General features: G+C 37.7%; 14 protein-coding genes. 9 read left to right on the forward strand and 5 right to left on the reverse strand.

Annotated elements, in window-relative coordinates:
- Positions 1-323: 323 nt before the first annotated feature.
- The 4 genes from J7E57_RS20080 to J7E57_RS20095 all read left to right on the forward strand — a co-directional run bounded on the left by J7E57_RS20080 (position 324) and on the right by J7E57_RS20095 (position 4,760).
- Complete coding sequence (locus J7E57_RS20080) at positions 324-1,271, forward strand: TIGR01212 family radical SAM protein (protein ID WP_215131207.1); 948 nt, start codon at positions 324-326, stop codon at positions 1,269-1,271.
- A gap of 345 nt (positions 1,272-1,616) precedes the next feature.
- Positions 1,617-3,023, forward strand: a complete 1,407-nt coding sequence (locus tag J7E57_RS20085; RefSeq protein WP_215131205.1) for an ammonium transporter — start codon at positions 1,617-1,619, stop codon at positions 3,021-3,023.
- A 37-nt stretch (positions 3,024-3,060) separates the two neighbouring features.
- Positions 3,061-4,086, forward strand: a complete 1,026-nt coding sequence (locus J7E57_RS20090) for a porin (RefSeq protein ID WP_215131203.1) — start codon at positions 3,061-3,063, stop codon at positions 4,084-4,086.
- Between the two features lie 95 nt (positions 4,087-4,181).
- On the forward strand, positions 4,182-4,760 hold the full coding sequence (locus J7E57_RS20095) for a hypothetical protein (protein ID WP_215131201.1): 579 nt from the start codon (positions 4,182-4,184) through the stop codon (positions 4,758-4,760).
- On the opposite strand, the gene J7E57_RS20100 is transcribed toward J7E57_RS20095, so the two are convergent.
- Both J7E57_RS20100 and J7E57_RS20105 read right to left on the reverse strand, forming a co-directional pair.
- Entirely contained in the window at positions 4,761-5,228 is a 468-nt protein-coding gene (locus J7E57_RS20100) for an SRPBCC family protein (protein ID WP_215131199.1), read from the reverse strand.
- 284 nt (positions 5,229-5,512) lie between these two features.
- Positions 5,513-5,986 carry a ribonuclease H-like YkuK family protein gene (locus tag J7E57_RS20105; RefSeq protein WP_215131197.1) on the reverse strand — a complete coding sequence of 158 codons (474 nt, stop codon included), beginning with the start codon at positions 5,984-5,986 and terminating at the stop codon, positions 5,513-5,515.
- Between the two features lie 237 nt (positions 5,987-6,223).
- Between J7E57_RS20105 and J7E57_RS20110 the strand changes: the two genes are divergently transcribed.
- The 5 genes from J7E57_RS20110 (at position 6,224) to J7E57_RS20130 (ending at position 11,656) form a co-directional block, all read left to right on the forward strand.
- A complete protein-coding gene (locus J7E57_RS20110; protein WP_029274122.1) occupies positions 6,224-6,442 on the forward strand; it encodes a hypothetical protein in 219 nt (72 codons plus the stop codon).
- Between the two features lie 50 nt (positions 6,443-6,492).
- A complete protein-coding gene (locus J7E57_RS20115) occupies positions 6,493-7,797 on the forward strand; it encodes a DEAD/DEAH box helicase (RefSeq protein WP_215131195.1) in 1,305 nt (434 codons plus the stop codon).
- A gap of 166 nt (positions 7,798-7,963) precedes the next feature.
- On the forward strand, positions 7,964-8,197 hold the full coding sequence (locus tag J7E57_RS20120; protein ID WP_029274124.1) for a DUF1456 family protein: 234 nt from the start codon (positions 7,964-7,966) through the stop codon (positions 8,195-8,197).
- The gene (locus J7E57_RS20125; RefSeq protein ID WP_215131193.1) at positions 8,181-10,877 is read left to right on the forward strand and encodes an outer membrane beta-barrel protein; all 2,697 of its coding nucleotides are present in this window, start codon (positions 8,181-8,183) and stop codon (positions 10,875-10,877) included. The genes J7E57_RS20120 and J7E57_RS20125 overlap by 17 nt, the downstream gene beginning before the upstream one ends.
- A 44-nt stretch (positions 10,878-10,921) precedes the next feature.
- Positions 10,922-11,656 (forward strand): SGNH/GDSL hydrolase family protein, encoded by a 735-nt coding sequence (locus tag J7E57_RS20130; protein WP_215131191.1) that lies wholly within the window; start codon positions 10,922-10,924, stop codon positions 11,654-11,656.
- Positions 11,657-12,004: 348 nt separating this feature from the next.
- Here the strand turns inward: J7E57_RS20130 and ettA are convergent, their stop codons facing one another.
- The 3 genes from ettA to J7E57_RS20145 all read right to left on the reverse strand — a co-directional run bounded on the left by ettA (position 12,005) and on the right by J7E57_RS20145 (position 16,407).
- Positions 12,005-13,684 carry an energy-dependent translational throttle protein EttA gene (ettA, locus tag J7E57_RS20135; protein ID WP_215131189.1) on the reverse strand — a complete coding sequence of 560 codons (1,680 nt, stop codon included), beginning with the start codon at positions 13,682-13,684 and terminating at the stop codon, positions 12,005-12,007.
- Between the two features lie 267 nt (positions 13,685-13,951).
- Positions 13,952-14,398: a DUF1569 domain-containing protein gene (locus tag J7E57_RS20140; RefSeq protein WP_215131187.1), complete on the reverse strand. Its 447-nt coding sequence runs from the start codon at positions 14,396-14,398 to the stop codon at positions 13,952-13,954.
- 509 nt (positions 14,399-14,907) lie between these two features.
- Complete coding sequence (locus J7E57_RS20145; RefSeq protein WP_215131185.1) at positions 14,908-16,407, reverse strand: RagB/SusD family nutrient uptake outer membrane protein; 1,500 nt, start codon at positions 16,405-16,407, stop codon at positions 14,908-14,910.
- Positions 16,408-16,418 lie beyond the last annotated feature (11 nt).

Here is a 16,418-nt window from a genome sequence, read left to right on the forward strand (position 1 = left end):
AAACTCAGTTTTCTAAACCCGACATGGCGGATACCGGCCCTTGTGTGTAAGGCCTGCAGGCGTATGAGCATGTGGCGGGACTAACATTGCCATGAAACACAGGCTTTGCTTTTCTAAAAAGAAATTAATGATTTTTTAAAACTTAGCCGTTCGAAATTGTTTTCCCTAAACCCTAAACCCTAAACCCTAAACCCTAAACCCTAAACCCTAAACCCTAAACCCTAAACCCTAATTGTACGCCAAATCTCACATCTCCTGTCTAATATCTCAAATCTCACCTCCCTAATCACTCGTCTCGAACAAAAAGCGTATTTTTGCAAATAATGGGAACACTAGTAGATTCAGGGATAAAGGGTTATAAAAATTACGGCACGCATTTGCGCGAAAAGTATAAAGGGCAGCGTGTATTTAAAGTAATTGTAGATGGTGGTTTTACCTGCCCCAACCGCGATGGGAGCAAAGGTTACGGTGGTTGTACGTATTGTAACGTAGATTCTTTTACGCCGGAGCCTTCGCGTAAAAATCCAAATATTAAAGATCAGCTTGCCGAAGGCATGTTAAGGGCTAAAACTTCTTATAAAGCTGATAAGTATATTGTTTATTTTCAGCCTAATACCAATACCTATGCGCCAGTACATTATTTAAAGATGATGTATGATGAGGCGCTATCGATTAATACCGAAGATATTGTTGGTTTTGCTGTAGGTACACGTCCTGATTGTATCGATGCAGAAAAGGTAGCTTTGTTAGAAAGTTATACCGACCGCTTCGATGTAGATTTAGAAATGGGCATGGAATCGATTTATGATGAAACGCTCGATCAGATCAACAGGGGCTGCAGCCATGGCGAATTTGTTGCTGCGGTAGAACTTTTAAAAGACAGTAAGCTCGATCTTTGTGTGCATACCATTTTTGGCTTTCCGTGGGAAACGAGAGAACAGATGCACGGTTACATCCACGAAATTAACCGTTTCCCACAAATCAAGTTTGTAAAATTTCATCACCTTCATGTGGTAGAAGGATCGATAATGGGCGCTAAATATAAAAAAGGGCCTTTTAAGCTGTTTTCTCTTGAAGAATATACCGACTTGCTTTGCGAGTTAATCCCTTTATTGCGCCCCGATATTGTTATTCAACGGCTTTTTGGTATTTCGGATTGGGATTTGTTGATTGCACCTAACTGGGGGCTTAACAAATCAGCAATTCAGACCTATATGGATAAAGAAATTGAAAAAAGAGGTGTAATTCAAGGTTCTGCTTATTTTTCATAAAAAGTTAAATTTTTCGATAATTTTTTTAAAAACCCATGAAATTTCATGGGTTTTTCTGTTATTGATGTTTTTTTTAGCTAATTTTTTATAAATTTTAGCTAAAATCATATAAATGATGGTTAATATGTGATTTTGTTTTTATTAAAAACTTACATTAAAATCCCTTGTATTTTTTGTTATTTTTATTTTTAAGGCTAATTTTTGCTTTGTTTAATAAAAATTATTCATTTTTATTAAAATATTTCAATTTAATGGTGTAAAAACTACAATATGTCGTATTTTTAGAAAAATAAATCAAGCGTATTTCAATTATTTAAACAATACAAACAAATTAAACTAAAAACTATGAGTAAATTCTCCTTTAAACAGTATGCGCCTTTTGCGATATTGATGATTGTCGCAATTTTCGCTCTATTTATTCCACTTCTTCCTAATTTTGACGAAGGCAAGTATAGTGGGCCAGATATCGCATTCATATTAATCGCTTCTGCGCTTGTATTTTTAATGACTCCAGGCCTTGCATTCTTTTATGGTGGAATGGTTCATCGTAAAAATGTATTATCTACCATGATTAAAAGTGTTGTAGCAGCAGGAGTAATTACAGTTTTATGGACAGTAGTAGGTTTTAGTTTAGCCTTCGGAGACACTATTGGTGGTTTCATTGGAAATCCATCGACGTTTTTGTTCTTTAAGGGTGTAAATTCTGGAGCACCACATCTTCAAGGAGGAGCAGATTTAACCATTCCGCTTTCTTTGTTTGCGGTGTTTCAATTAATGTTCGCCATTATTACCCCGGGTTTAGTGGTAGGAGCTGTAGCAGAGCGTATCCGTTTTACTTCATACATCTTATTTATTGTTTTATTCGCAATATTCGTTTATTCTCCGTTGGCACACTGGACATGGCACCCGCAAGGTTTCTTGTTTAAAATGGGTGTATTAGATTTTGCAGGAGGTACCGTAGTTCACATTTCTGCTGGTATGGCTGCATTGGCTGGTGCATTGGTTTTAAAACGTAGAAAATCTCACTTAGAGCATAAAGAAGTTCCACCTGCAAATATTCCATATGTATTAATTGGTACTGGTTTATTGTGGTTCGGTTGGTTCGGTTTTAATGCAGGTTCGGCATTAGGCGCAAATAGCTTAGCTGTTTCTGCATTCTTAACTACTAATACAGCTGCTGGTGCTGCAGGTTTATCTTGGATGTTCTTTGATGTTGCAAGGGGTAAAAAACCTTCAGTTTTAGGTTTTTGTATCGGTGCGGTTGTTGGTTTGGTAGCCATTACCCCAGGTGCAGGTTTTGTAAGTATTCCATCTAGTATATTTATTGGTGCTATTGCCGCAGTTATTTCTAACCTTGTGGTTTCTTGGAAACAAAAAACTAGTTTAGATGATACCTTAGACGTTTTTCCTTGTCACGGTGTGGGTGGTATAGTTGGTATGTTGTTAACAGGTGTTTTCGCAACAAAAACAGTAAATGCTGCTGGTGCTGATGGCTTGTTTTATGGTAACCCGGCTTTCTTTGTAACACAATTAAAAGGTGCGGTAATCGTAATACTCTTTAGTTTTGTTGTATCATTCATCATCTTCAAATTCATCAACTTAATTCAACCGATCCGCGTATCAGAAGAAGAAGAAGAAATCGGTCTTGATGCCTCTCAACATGATGAGAAATACTCTCAAGGTACCTTGCTAGTTGAAGAAAGAGCGATCTATATCGAAAAAAACAGTCCACTAACAGAATCAATATCTTAAGGATTTTATAATATCTAAACTCAAAATAAGCTCAAACATGAAGAAACTTTTAACCGCTATTTTTGCAATGGCCAGCACTACGTGTGCCCTGGCTCAAGAGACCACTACATCACCACTTGAAATCTCAGGGTCGGTAGATACGTACTTTAAGTATGATTTTGCTAAACGGGGCGATAACATCACTACGTCTTTTGCTAGTGATCATAATTCGGTATCATTAGGTATGATTGATATTGCCTTGAAGAAAAAAACAGGCAAAGCTTCATTTGTTGGAGAGCTTTCTTTTGGCCCAAGAGGACAAACCCAATCTATTCCTGATGCCGCCGCGGGTGGTTCGTCTTTTAATATTCAAAACTTATATGTTAACTACGATTTTACTGATCAGTTTAGCATGACAGCAGGTTACATGGGTACATTTATTGGATATGAGGTAATCTCTCCAGTTGGAAACTTTAACTATTCTACTTCCTACCTGTTTACCAATGGTCCGTTCCAAAATGCGGGGATTAAAGCCACTTATAAATTCAGCGATAAAGTAAGTTTAATGGCGGGTTTATTTAACGATTGGAACGTTTACTCAGCTTCGAGAGGTGTTTCGGCTATCGGCGGCCAGTTAATGGTTGCCCCAGTTGAAGGCTGGACTGCTTATATCAACGCCTTATCAGGAGCTGGTTTTGGCGGGTACGGAACCATAATCGATTTAACCACTTCTTATCAAATTACGGAGAAATTTAAATTGGGTTTAAATGCAGCCAATTATGATATTAAAGACAGTTCGGTAAAGGGAAGTTATGCAGGTGCTGCATTATACCCTCAATATGCTGTGTTAGACGCTGTAACTTTAGGTTTGAGAGGTGAGTATTTTAAAGCTAAAGCTTATGGTACAACCGCAGCTACTTCTACTACAGCTCTAACACTTACTGCAAATATTAAATCTGGTGGTTTAACATTTATACCAGAAGTAAGATTAGACCATAACAGTGACAAACCGTTCTTCAAAGAAGGTGGCGCTGCGGTACCAAATGGAGGCCAGTTCTCTTTAGCAGCAGTTTACGCTTTTTAAGGAAATAATTGTTAATATTAAGCCATTCCGGTGCTAAATCGGGATGGCTTTTTAGTACCTTTAAATATTTAGATTTACCTGTTAACCGATTTCAAATGAAACATCTTCTTTTTATTATTCTTGCTCTTTTTTCAATTCAATTATCCGCACAACAGAAACAGTTTTCGAAAGATGATAACGGTAAATTTATCTATTATAAGGTGGTAGATTCGCAATTGGTAAGCAAAGATACTTTATTGCAAAGGGCCAGTTTTTTTGTTAATGTGGCTTATAAAAAATCGATGACACAAGAAAGTATTACCGACTCTTCTGTATTAGCGAAAGGAACGATGGTGATCGATAAAACAATTTTAGTGGCCGGCCATCCGAGCGGAGAAGTAAGTTATAATTTTGTTTTTGAAGCGCGTAATGGCAAATATAGGTTCTGGTTAACCGATCTGTTGTTTGTTCCCTACCAGAGAGACCGTTACGGAAATTTTGTAGCCACTACTAAAATTGGCGTACCATTAGAGCGTACACCTGGTAAATTGAGTGCGGGCGCATGGAAAGACATTTTAAACAGCGCTTATAATAAGATAGAAAAATTTGGCGATGATTTTAAGAAGTATTTAGCAACCAATAGGGTAGAAAAAGCCAAAAAGAAAGCCGAAACCATTTCTACTAAAAAGTGGTAGCTAAAGCTTACCAAATAATTCCTCAACCTTTTGGTAACGGAACTTAAAAATTTCGTTGATTTTATTGTTCACCACTATGGCATTTGCAATAGCACCGACTGGTCCCCAGCCAATGCTATAGTGTAAGGTATCGTGCATGAATACGCCACCATCTATTTTTTCGAAATGGTGCTGGTGGTGCCAGAAAGCAAATGGGCCAAACCGCTGCTCATCGATAAAATACTCCTTATCCTTAACGTGTGTTATCTCCGTTACCCAGTTTAATTTAATACCAAACAAAGGGGAAACCTTATAGGTAATGATGAGACCAGGGTACATTTTCGTGTTGCCCATATCTGGCGAGGTTACATCAAAGGTCATGTTTTTTGGCGTAATCTCTACCAAATTCGATGGAGAGGAGAAAAAACCCCAAGCGGTGTCTAAATCAACAGGGAGTTTTTGGGTAAATTCCAATCTATAAGTTTTCAAGTTCTTGTTTTAAAGCACAACAATAAAGATGCAGTTTTGTTGAGGATAGTTTAGCTTTAACCGCAAAGTTCGCAGAATGAAAGTGCAGAGATTGCAAAAAAAGGTCTACATTTTGATCCGATAGATTTCTCCATCCCGTTATTATTAACGGATTCCAAAAAAATGGGTCGTCATCTCGACTGGAACGTAGTGGAATGGAGAGATCTATCTAGACAGATTTCTCGGCTGCGCTCGAAATGACGGTACCCGACTTCGGACCTCTGACCCCAAGCTTTCCGACTTACTTAATGCACCATTTTATCGGCACAGGTAGAGCTGGCAAATGCTTCTGGTTTAGCCTTAAAAATAAAGCCCATACTTAAAATATAACCCATGGCATCGTTAAGTGCTTTATTCGATTTAAATGATGGGCTGGTGTTGATATCAGCATGTACTTCTAAGGCCACATCGTAAATGTCTAGTAGATCGCAAATGGAATAAGCGGTTTCGATAGATTTTTGTACTTCCATTAACATTCTTTCCTTAATACTTACCTGCTGTGTACTCTTTTCCTGGTGGATGTACATAAAACCGCCATGATGTTCTCTTAACAGCACAATTACGGTTGCAAAATCGGTTATTGCGCCTTTTACCTGCGAATCGGTACCGATGCAAACTTTAAGCTTATAGCCGTTTTCTGTTTCTCTGATAATCGCGTTTTCTACTTCTTCGAGGATTGAAGATTGAATAATTTCACCACTAAATTTTTTCCACGTCATACATTTGTATTTTTTGAGGTTAATTCCAAAGGAATCCCTTTGGGACGAATGGTAATCAGGTTTTTATAAAAATAAGTGCTAAAAATTAAATATGTGTTAAGGTTAGGTTGTTTATTTGCTAACAAAAAGTTAGTTATCAACAAGTTAGTGATAATAGTTTAGATGAACTTATTATTTGTTGAAACAAATTATTATTCGGTCCGTTAATATTTGTACATTCATTAAAAAATCTTAATTATGAGAGCAGAATTAATTCAAGAGCTCCAGTTATTACAAAATAGCAGAGCGAATAAATTTGCAGATGAACTGGCAGACAAGATCTTATCTTCGGTTGATGCCGTTAACGAAAAAGTGTTATCATCAATGTCTAAACGTGGTAACATGTTAATGTTGCTCGAGAAAAGATTAAACTTTTCTACGCTGCGGAAACTGAGGGAAAGATTTTTTAAGCCGTAACTAAGGCTGTAGTTCTGGGCGTAAAGAGAAATGATTACCTTTATGGCGGAATGATAGAAAATGCCTTAAAAAAATTAAATATTACTGCACTTAATGAGATGCAGGAGTCTTCTGTAAAAGCCGCCAAGACTGGTAAAGATGTAATATTGATTGCGCCAACGGGTTCAGGGAAAACGCTGGCCTTTTTATTGCCATTACTTTCCAACCTAAAAACCGGAGTAAAAGGAGTACAGGCCTTGGTTTTAGTCCCTTCGAGAGAGCTCGCCTTACAGATAGAGCAGGTTTTTAAACAAATGGGTACTTCATTCAAAGTAAACTGCTGTTACGGTGGTCATGCCGTACGGATAGAAAAGAATAATCTTGCACATCCACCTGCCGTCCTGATCGGAACACCTGGCAGGATAGCTTACCATCTAGAGCATCAAAACTTTGACGAATCTTTTATCGAAACCTTAGTTTTAGATGAATTTGATAAAGCACTGGAGTTTGGCTTTGAGCAAGACATGTCTTATATCATTGGTTCGCTGCTTTCGCTAAAACAACGTATACTTACTTCTGCTACCAAAATGGAAGAAATTCCGGCTTTTGTAAAGCTAAATGTGCCTGTTGAAGTCGATTTTTCAAAAAATATCGAAGCAAAACCAGATCTAAAGCTCAGAAAAATAACAGCACCTGCTGCCGATAAGTTAGATTACCTTTTCAGATTACTGAGTAAAATAGGTAGTAAAAATACATTGGTTTTCTGTAACCACAGGGAAACGGTAGATCGGATAAGTGATTTACTTTTCGAAAATGGTTTAGGTCACGATGTTTTTCATGGTGGGATGGAGCAGTTCGATCGTGAAAAGGCATTACTTAAATTTAGAAATGGTAGCCATCGGATTTTAATCACAACAGATCTGGCTGCCCGTGGTCTGGATATTCCTGAGGTGGAACATATTGTACATTATCAATTGCCTTACACCGAAGATGCCTATATCCATCGCAATGGCAGAACCGCAAGGATGCATGCAAAAGGAACGGCCTATGCCATTTTAACTTCAGAAGAACACTATAAGTATTTACCGGAAGATATTGAGGAGGAAGTTTTATCCGAAAAGTATAAATTACCAGAAGCCAGCGATTGGGTAACTTTATACATTGCACATGGCAAAAAGGATAAAATTAACAAAATTGATATTGTAGGTTTATTTTTGCAGAAAGGTACTTTAACAAAAGAAGATCTTGGCCTGATCGAAGTTAAAGATACCACCAGTTACGTCGCGGTTAAAAGAAGCAAAGTAGAAAAATTATTGAAAGCATTGAGCGGCGAAAAAATTAAAGGGAAAAAACTTAAATTAGAAGTAGCGAGTTGATATGAGTTTGGAGTTTAGCGTTTGGAGTTTGGAGTTTCCAATCCGGAGTAGGAAGTCTGGGTAGTCACACTAAAAGTTTTAAGTATTTTTTGCAAATTAAAACATTCCAACTTTACAACCTTTAAACATTCACTAATTCAATCCTTCTACAATTCAATAATTAAAAATGAGCAACAACGATATATTAAAAAAACTAAGAGTAGCCCTATCATTAAAAACAGAGGATATTATAACCATTTGCGACCTGGTTGGATTTAAGGTAACCAAGGCAGAACTGGGCGATATTTTCAGAAATGAAGACCATGAGAATTTTAAACCTTGCGGCGATCAGATTCTGCGTAATTTTTTAAATGGTCTTGTGATTTACAAAAGAGGTCCGAGGGATGAAAAAAAGCAATAATTTATGCTTTTTAATATTTTTTATACTGATCACACTTTCCTTTAACGCTCTCGCTCAGTCTCAGTTTAAAATAAGTGGTAGTGTAATCGATTCTTTGAAGAAGCCTATTGAGGGCGTAAGCATCCGATTGATTACCGATAAAGATACGCTCCGCTCAACTTCAGATGCGAAGGGAAACTTTGCATTCGCAAAAGTAACCCGAAATAAATTCTACCTTACCATTACTGCATTGGGCTATAAGTCGTTTGCTTCTATCTACGAAATCGAATCGTCGAAAAAAAACTCCGTTTTAGAACCCATTATGCTCAAGATGGAAACGATCCGTCTCGAAGATGTGGAGGTTAAAGTAAAGGTAGACCCCATTAAGATCAAGAAAGATACGATTGAGTATAACGCTGCTGCCTATACCATAAGAGAAAATGATAAAGTGGAAGATCTGTTAAAACAACTGCAAGGCATTGAGGTTGACGAAAAAGGTGCTGTTACCGCCATGGGCAAAAAAATGACCAAGTTGCGGGTAAATGGAGAAGATTTTTTTACCAGTAACGTAGAAGATTACATCAGACAGTTGCCCGCCGATATTATTGCTAAACTACAGGTAATTGAGGATTATGGTGATGAAGCCAATTTTACAGGCATAAAAGTAGGTACGCCACAAAAAATGTTGAACCTGATTACTAAGCCTGGCATGGACAAAGGTGTTTTTGGCGGAGTAAATATGAGTTCTGCCACCAACAATGCACATAATTTAGGCGGTAACGGTAGTATCTGGAAAAAAACGAAGCAAATTGGTTTTGGAAGCCGTTATGGTATTACAAATAATGAGTTTACCAAAATGAACAATGGAGGTTTAAATGGTAATATCAGAGACAAAATTTCGAAGGAATTTAGCTTTAATGGCGGCTATCATTTTAGTAATGGAATTAATAAATCTATTCAGAGCAATTACCTCGAAACGTTTAACCCGCAGGGAACAATATTCGATTTGAGAGAAAGTGCCAATAATTCCAGATCGCTAAACAATAACATCAACCTCGGTTTAAATGGAGCCACAAAGAAGAATTACCTTAATATTTCGCTTAATGGGGCTTTGGCCGATACCCGTAACGATGCGGTTTCTACTTCCAATAAAACAGGTTTTATCAAACAGGATCTGATGTCTAATTCAGGTTCACGGAACAGTAATCCTAATGTTAATGGAAGTATCAATTGGTCTAGGCGGTTGGCCAATAATAAACGATCGTTATCTATGGGATTTAATTTCGGCACAAGCGAAGGAAATTCAAACAGTACAATTAATGATATTATCAGGTACTACAACGAAACCACCAACGTATTGGTTAAAGATTCTTTACTGAACAGATTGGTTGATAATAATACCTCGAACTCCAATTTTGGGGGCAATTTCCAATTTTCCAATTCATTAAAAAAGCCAAACGACAGTACGGGATACAGTTTTATTAACCTGTCTTACCGTTTTTCGGTTAGCAGGAGCCGCAATTTGCAAACTACAACGGTTACCAATCCGTTGGGAAACAGTTTTGTTGTCGATTCGCTCGGGCAGGATTATGTGTCCAATTTTATCAATCAGAATTTTGGTATCGGTTTTAATACCAACGCAAAGCGGATCAGTTATAATTTAGGTCTTAATTTTTCGCCCAGTATTATTATAGGTAAATACCAGAACACAGGGCAAGAGCTAAAAAACTATCAGTTAAACTTTTCGCCATCTGCCAATTTAAGTTATCAGATTAAAGATAATGGCAATTTGAGTTTTGGCTATAATGGTTACACCAGTTCGCCTGATTTTAATAAACTACAACCCGTTAGAAACAATAACGATGTACAGAATCTGATTATCGGTAACCCAGATCTGAAAGCAACTTCGAGCCATACTGCCGATTTGAGCTTTAATCAATTTGGCCTCAAATCGGGATTGAGTATTATGGCAGGTTTATCAGGAACTTTTGCTTTTAATAGTGTTGTAAGCAATACGGTTTTTCTGAGAGATACGCTAAACAGTTTAAAACAACAAACCACCTACGAGAATGTAAATGGTGTTTATAATATAGGTGGTAATTATTCCTTCAATAAAAGATTGTTAACCAACAAACTGTCGCTCTCCGTTAATGGAAATATTGCCTATAGCCGCAATGTTTTTTATACCGAAAATGTATTAAACCGGAGCGGTGGAATTAACGTTTCGAATGCTTTTAGGTTTAACCTGAATGAGAAAAAATATTCCTTCAATAGCAGTGTATCGTATAGCTTTAGTTCAAACACTTACTCTGTAATGAACCAGAACATTAAGAATATCCAGGTTCTGGCTTTAAATGGCAGTGCCAGTTGGATTCCAAATAAACGGTTTAGGGTAAATGCATCGGCATCTAAAAGCTTAAATTTTGGTTATAACCTATATGCTGGCAATCCATTATTAGTGAACATGGGATTAAATACTTCTTTCTTAAAGGATAATAAACTCCTTTTTTCTATCCAGGCGAACGATCTGTTTAATCAAGGCTCACTTTTTAGCACCAGTATTAGCAACAATTCCATATCCGAAAACAGGACGCGCTTTATCAGCCGTTTTGTGCAGGCAACACTGGGTTATAACCTGAGTCAGTTTGGCAATAAAAGAAACAGAACGAATTTAAATTTAAGCGGAGTAGAATTTAATTAATGGGGAATTAATTAGTTTAGCGTTTTGTTCAAATCGAATATCCTATGAAAAGTAAAATCCTAATCCTTTTTTTATTGGTCTTTGCAAGCAGTTCGTTTGCACAGCTGAAGACAGATTCGTTAAATAGTAAACCTAAAAAGGAGAATTTTGCTGATGACTGGGCTGCGCTAAGCAAGTACCAGAAAGAAAATGAGCTTTTACCGCCACCAACCAGAAAAGAAAAAAGAGTTGTTTTTTTAGGAAGTTCGATATTCGAATTCTGGAAGCAAAAAGACCCTGAATATTTTAAGGATAAACCTTATCTGGATAGGGGGATAAGCGGACAGATTTCGTCACAATTGCTCATCCGTTTCCGGCAGGACGTAATTAACCTTAAACCAAAGGTAGTGATCATTTTGGCGGGGAGCAACGATATAGCCGGCAATACAGGCCATGTTACCATCGATAAAATTATGGATAACATTAAATCGATGGCAGAACTGGCGAGGCTGCATCACATTAAAGTGATACTCTGTAAATACCTGCCTGTTTACGAATATCCATGGAATAAGCGCATTAAAGCGGCCGATAGCATTGTGAACTTAAATGCAAAAATTGTGGCCTACGCCAAAGAAAAAAATTATACTGTTTTAGATTATTGGACACCGCTGGTAGATGAACGACAAGGGCAGCGTGCCGAACTAACGGTTGATGGTGTTCATCCTAACCTTGCAGGTTATAAAATAATGGAAGAAGTAACAGATGCTGCGGTAAAAAAAGCCTTGAAAAATTGGCATTAAATCGATAAGGCCCTTCGCCTCCAATACCATTGGCAGATGTATAAAATCGGTCGTCATTTCGACTGAAGCGCAGCGAAACGGAGAAATCTTTTAACAAAGTTCACAGATCTCTCCACTGCCGTCGAGATGACGATACCTCACAGCATGACATCTGGAATTGCAATAGTATTGCACTCTAATGGTTTTATCACAAGCGTTTCGACAGGCTCAACGTGACAAGTTCGAAAGAAAATTAAGCTAAGACAGCCTCTCGTTTTGAAGTTATCTTTTTCCAATTCCCGAATTTGTTTTAAAAAAATTAAAATTGTGCCTCAAACAAAAAGTCCCGATTTTCATCGGGACTTTTTGTTAATTCAGTTTTTTATATCTGATGCGTTTTGGGGTAACATCACCCAAACGTTTCTTGCGGTTTTCTTCATAATCTGAATAATTCCCTTCGAAGAAATAAACTTCAGAATTACCTTCGAAAGCCAGGATGTGTGTACAAATCCTATCTAAGAACCACCTATCGTGACTGATCACTACGGCACAACCACCAAAATTTTCTAGGGCTTCTTCCAGGGCACGTAAAGTGTTTACGTCGATATCGTTGGTTGGCTCATCCAGTAGCAATACATTGGCTCCCTTTTTCAAGGTAATGGCCAAGTGTACACGGTTACGCTCACCTCCTGATAGGATGCCTACTTTTTTCTGTTGATCGCCACCATTAAAGTTGAACTTTGAAACATAGGCACGTCCGTTAACGGCTTTAGTACCCAATTGGATATTGTCCAATCCATCGGTAATGTTTTCGTAAACGGTTTTATCGGCATCTAAATCGTTATGCATCTGATCTACATAACCCAACTCAACGGTTTCGCCTACACGGAATGTACCAGCATCTGCTTCTTCCTGACCAGTAATTAAACGGAACAAAGTGGTTTTACCTGCACCATTGGGGCCAATAATACCCACAATACCTGCCGGAGGAAGGGAGAAGTTTAAATTATCGAACAATACTTTGTCGCCATAAGCTTTGGTAACATTTGTTGCTTCAATTACCACATTACCCAAACGGGGGCCAGCAGGGATGAAAAGTTCCAATTTATCTTCTCTTTCTCTGCCATCTTCTGAAGCTAATTTATCGTAGTTGGCTAAACGTGCTTTAGATTTTGCATGACGTGCTTTTGGTGCCATACGTACCCATTCTAACTCACGCTCTAAAGTTTTCTGGCGTTTGCTCTCTGTTTTCTCTTCCTGCGATAAACGTTTTGCCTTTTGCTCTAACCAGCTGCTGTAATTTCCTTTCCACGGAATACCTTCACCACGGTCTAATTCTAAAATCCATCCGGCAACGTTATCTAAGAAATACCTATCGTGGGTAACTGCAATAACTGTTCCTTCGTAATTTTGTAAGAACTGCTCTAACCAATCGATACTTTCGGCATCCAAGTGGTTGGTAGGTTCATCCAATAATAATACATCAGGATGTTGAAGCAATAAACGGCACATGGCCACACGACGGCGCTCACCACCTGATAATACACCTATTTTAGTGTCAGGATCAGGACAACGCAAGGCATCCATAGCTCTTTCTAATTTCGAATCAATTTCCCAGGCACCTAATGCATCAATTTTATCCTGAAGTTCGCCTTGTCTGGCCATCAGTTTATCCATGGCATCAGGATCAGAGTAGTTTTCCTCTAAGCCGAAAGCTTCGTTTACTTCTTCGTACTCTTTTAAAATAGCAGTTACTTCGGCGACGCCTTCTTCAACCACCTCGCGCACGGTTTTTTCAGGATCCAAGATCGGCTCCTGTGCTAAATAACCCACTGAATAACCTGGTGAGAAAACCACTTCGCCTTGGTAGGATTTATCTAAACCGGCAATGATTTTTAAAAGAGATGACTTACCAGAGCCGTTTAAACCAATAACCCCGATTTTGGCACCGTAAAAGAAAGAAAGGTAAATATTTTTTAAAACCTGTTTTTGTGGAGGGTAAATTTTGTTTACACCTGCCATTGAAAAGATTATTTTTTCGTCAGACATTATAATGTATTGTTTTAAAGTAGTTTAATGCTATGATTGATATTAAGGGAAGGTTAACAGTTTTTCTTACAGACTGATTTTACCCAACCAAATAATGGCAACACCAAAATTGCTCACAAAGATAAGAACAACAAGCCCATTACAAAGTGCTTTATGATTATACTTTAACTTTCGATAACATTAAACAACAATAGAATATAATGCGATCTAATCCGGAAGCGATATGATCCAATTTGAAGACTCGAAAACAAACATTTTTTCGCTCACCTAACTATTAAACTGGCGAAGATGATGATCGGTATGTTTATAAACCAGCTGGCCAACTTGCTCCTGGCTCAGTTTCCCGAAAAAAGAATGTATAATTTCAGCACCAGCAGGATTTGCATATTCATTTAGCAGTGCAATCCATTTTTTTCTTTCGCCTTCAATGTCGCCGCTTTTTTCTTTGATCTTGAGCTGGCTAAGGGTAGGCGTTTTCTGTTTGATTGGACTATCATCCTGGGTAAATTCTTTTAGTGCCATTTTGCCAGACAGCCTGCCTAAAAATACACGTTGATATTGATTCTTGCCCAGCATCATTTCTTCATATACCCTACAGTGTTTTAACATCTGGTAAAGATTCATTTTCCCCCATAAAGCGGTGCTGTTTTCGTTAAGGGCATTAATCCGGTCAATCAATTGTTTTCGAATGGTTTTATCAAATATTGTTTTCATGGTTCTGTTTTTATTTACTTATCAAAGCTATAGAACCAGATTTGCATGTATGGGGTGTAAAACAGCCATTAATAGGGCATTCTAAGTCAAATTAAAATTGATGTAATAAGTAATAAAAAATCAGCGAGCAATGTTTTGTTGCGTTTCTCATAAGTTTTTCAATTAACTGGTTAGTAATTTATCTGATCATACGCTCTATAAGCACATTGACCCTCCCTAAAAAAGCGCTCCCATAAAAGATTGCTTCGTCAGCTGAAAAAACCTTCTCAATAATGATTTGATGAGAGGAGTGAACCAATGACTTATTAGAATAAACCACCAATTCTAATCTCATTTTAACATAATTATCAGCGTATTTTCAAAAAAAACAGCGATAAGGTAAGAGGAGATGCAAATGTTTTACTTTTAGCATCGGATAAATTCTTAGTAGATGCCGTAAACATTAGTTAAAACAAAAGCCTTTCAGGATTGAAAGGCTTTTGCTCTGATGATATGAGATTTGTTCTTTTCTAAGGGTTTTGAGATAAATTAGGATTTTTATCTCTTTCGGTTTGTGGGATAAAATAAATTACCCGCGCATCAGTAGCGTTAATGGTTTGATTAACTGAGCCATTAATGGTAGAGTGTGTGCCTGGGTAATCTCTTACCACTGGGCGGTTATTTCTAAATAGGTCGTAAGCTCGTTGACCTTCAAAAGCCAGTTCTAACCATCTTTCTTCCAGTACAATATCTAAAATGCTGTGCGTTGGCGTAACATCTGTCAAAGTATAAGCTGGAATTCCTGCACGGGTCCTAATTACATTCACATCATCCAAAGCCAATTGCGTATTGTTCAGCTTGGCATTGGCCTCCGCTCTGTTTAGGTACATTTCTGCTAAACGGAGGTAAACTGGTGATGTTAAATTAATCACGCCTTCCTGCAGGTTATTTTTATTTACATAATAAATAGGTGCAGCAGGGGTTAGTTTTGTATTTAACTGTTGTACGCCATTTACGATTAAAGGTGAAATAAAGCTTTTTCTTTTATCCTGAGGATATTTATTAAGGAAATTATAATACTTTACAGAAGCATATATTTCTCCCCATCCGCTTTCTCCCTGGCCTAAGGCATTACCATTGGCATCGCCACTATAGTATAACGAGCCAATAGCTGAATAATCGTAGTTCTCGGTTTTGGTGTGTTTGATGGCAAAGATATTTTCGGTATTTTTTTCTGGATCGCCTCTAAAATAGGTTTGATAGGCGGCATCCTGCATCAATTGATACTTGTTTGAACTGATAACCAAGTTGGCATATTCTACGGCTTTGGCGTTGTTATCCATATAAAGATAAACTCTTGATAAGAGTGCATAAGCAGCCATTTTTGTAGCGAAGCTATTGCTTTTCTCTACGGTGATACATTGTGCAGCTTTTAATAGATCAGCAATTACAAAATCGTAAACTTGGGCAACTGTACTTCTTTTGATTATAGCAGCGTCGGTTTCACTTACCGTTTCGCTCAAAATTGGAACTCCAGCATTGGTGGTAGGGTTCTGGGCATAAGGCCTTCCGAACATGCGTACCAGGTTAAAGTGCAACATCGCCCTTAGGAATAAGTTTTCACCTTTAATTTGCAGTAAATCAGCAGATGAACCATCTGGAATAAGCTTAATGATTTTATTTGTTGCAGATGCAACATAATAGGCTTGCTGGAAATAAGCAGTTGCATTGGCAGAATTTACCAGGTGGGTATACTTATATAAATTGGTTACATCACTTGATGAGTTTTGGCCCTGAGCTACTTCATCAGAAGGGAGCTCGGCTAGCCAATGGTAATTATTTTCGTAGTTTAATGATTTTAGGGTAGCATAATTACCTAAAGTGGCCGTACGCTTACCTTCGATTGTAGTTAATAGTCCACTATCTTCCGCTTTATCAGAGGGGAAATAAGTTTTACGACATGCAGATGCAGAAAGAATAACACTGGCTACAATGGCGAATTTTATGATGTGATTATGGTATATTTTCATGATAATCTTAT

This window comes from Pedobacter sp. ISL-64 (genome assembly GCF_018613605.1).
Lineage (GTDB): Bacteria > Bacteroidota > Bacteroidia > Sphingobacteriales > Sphingobacteriaceae > Pedobacter.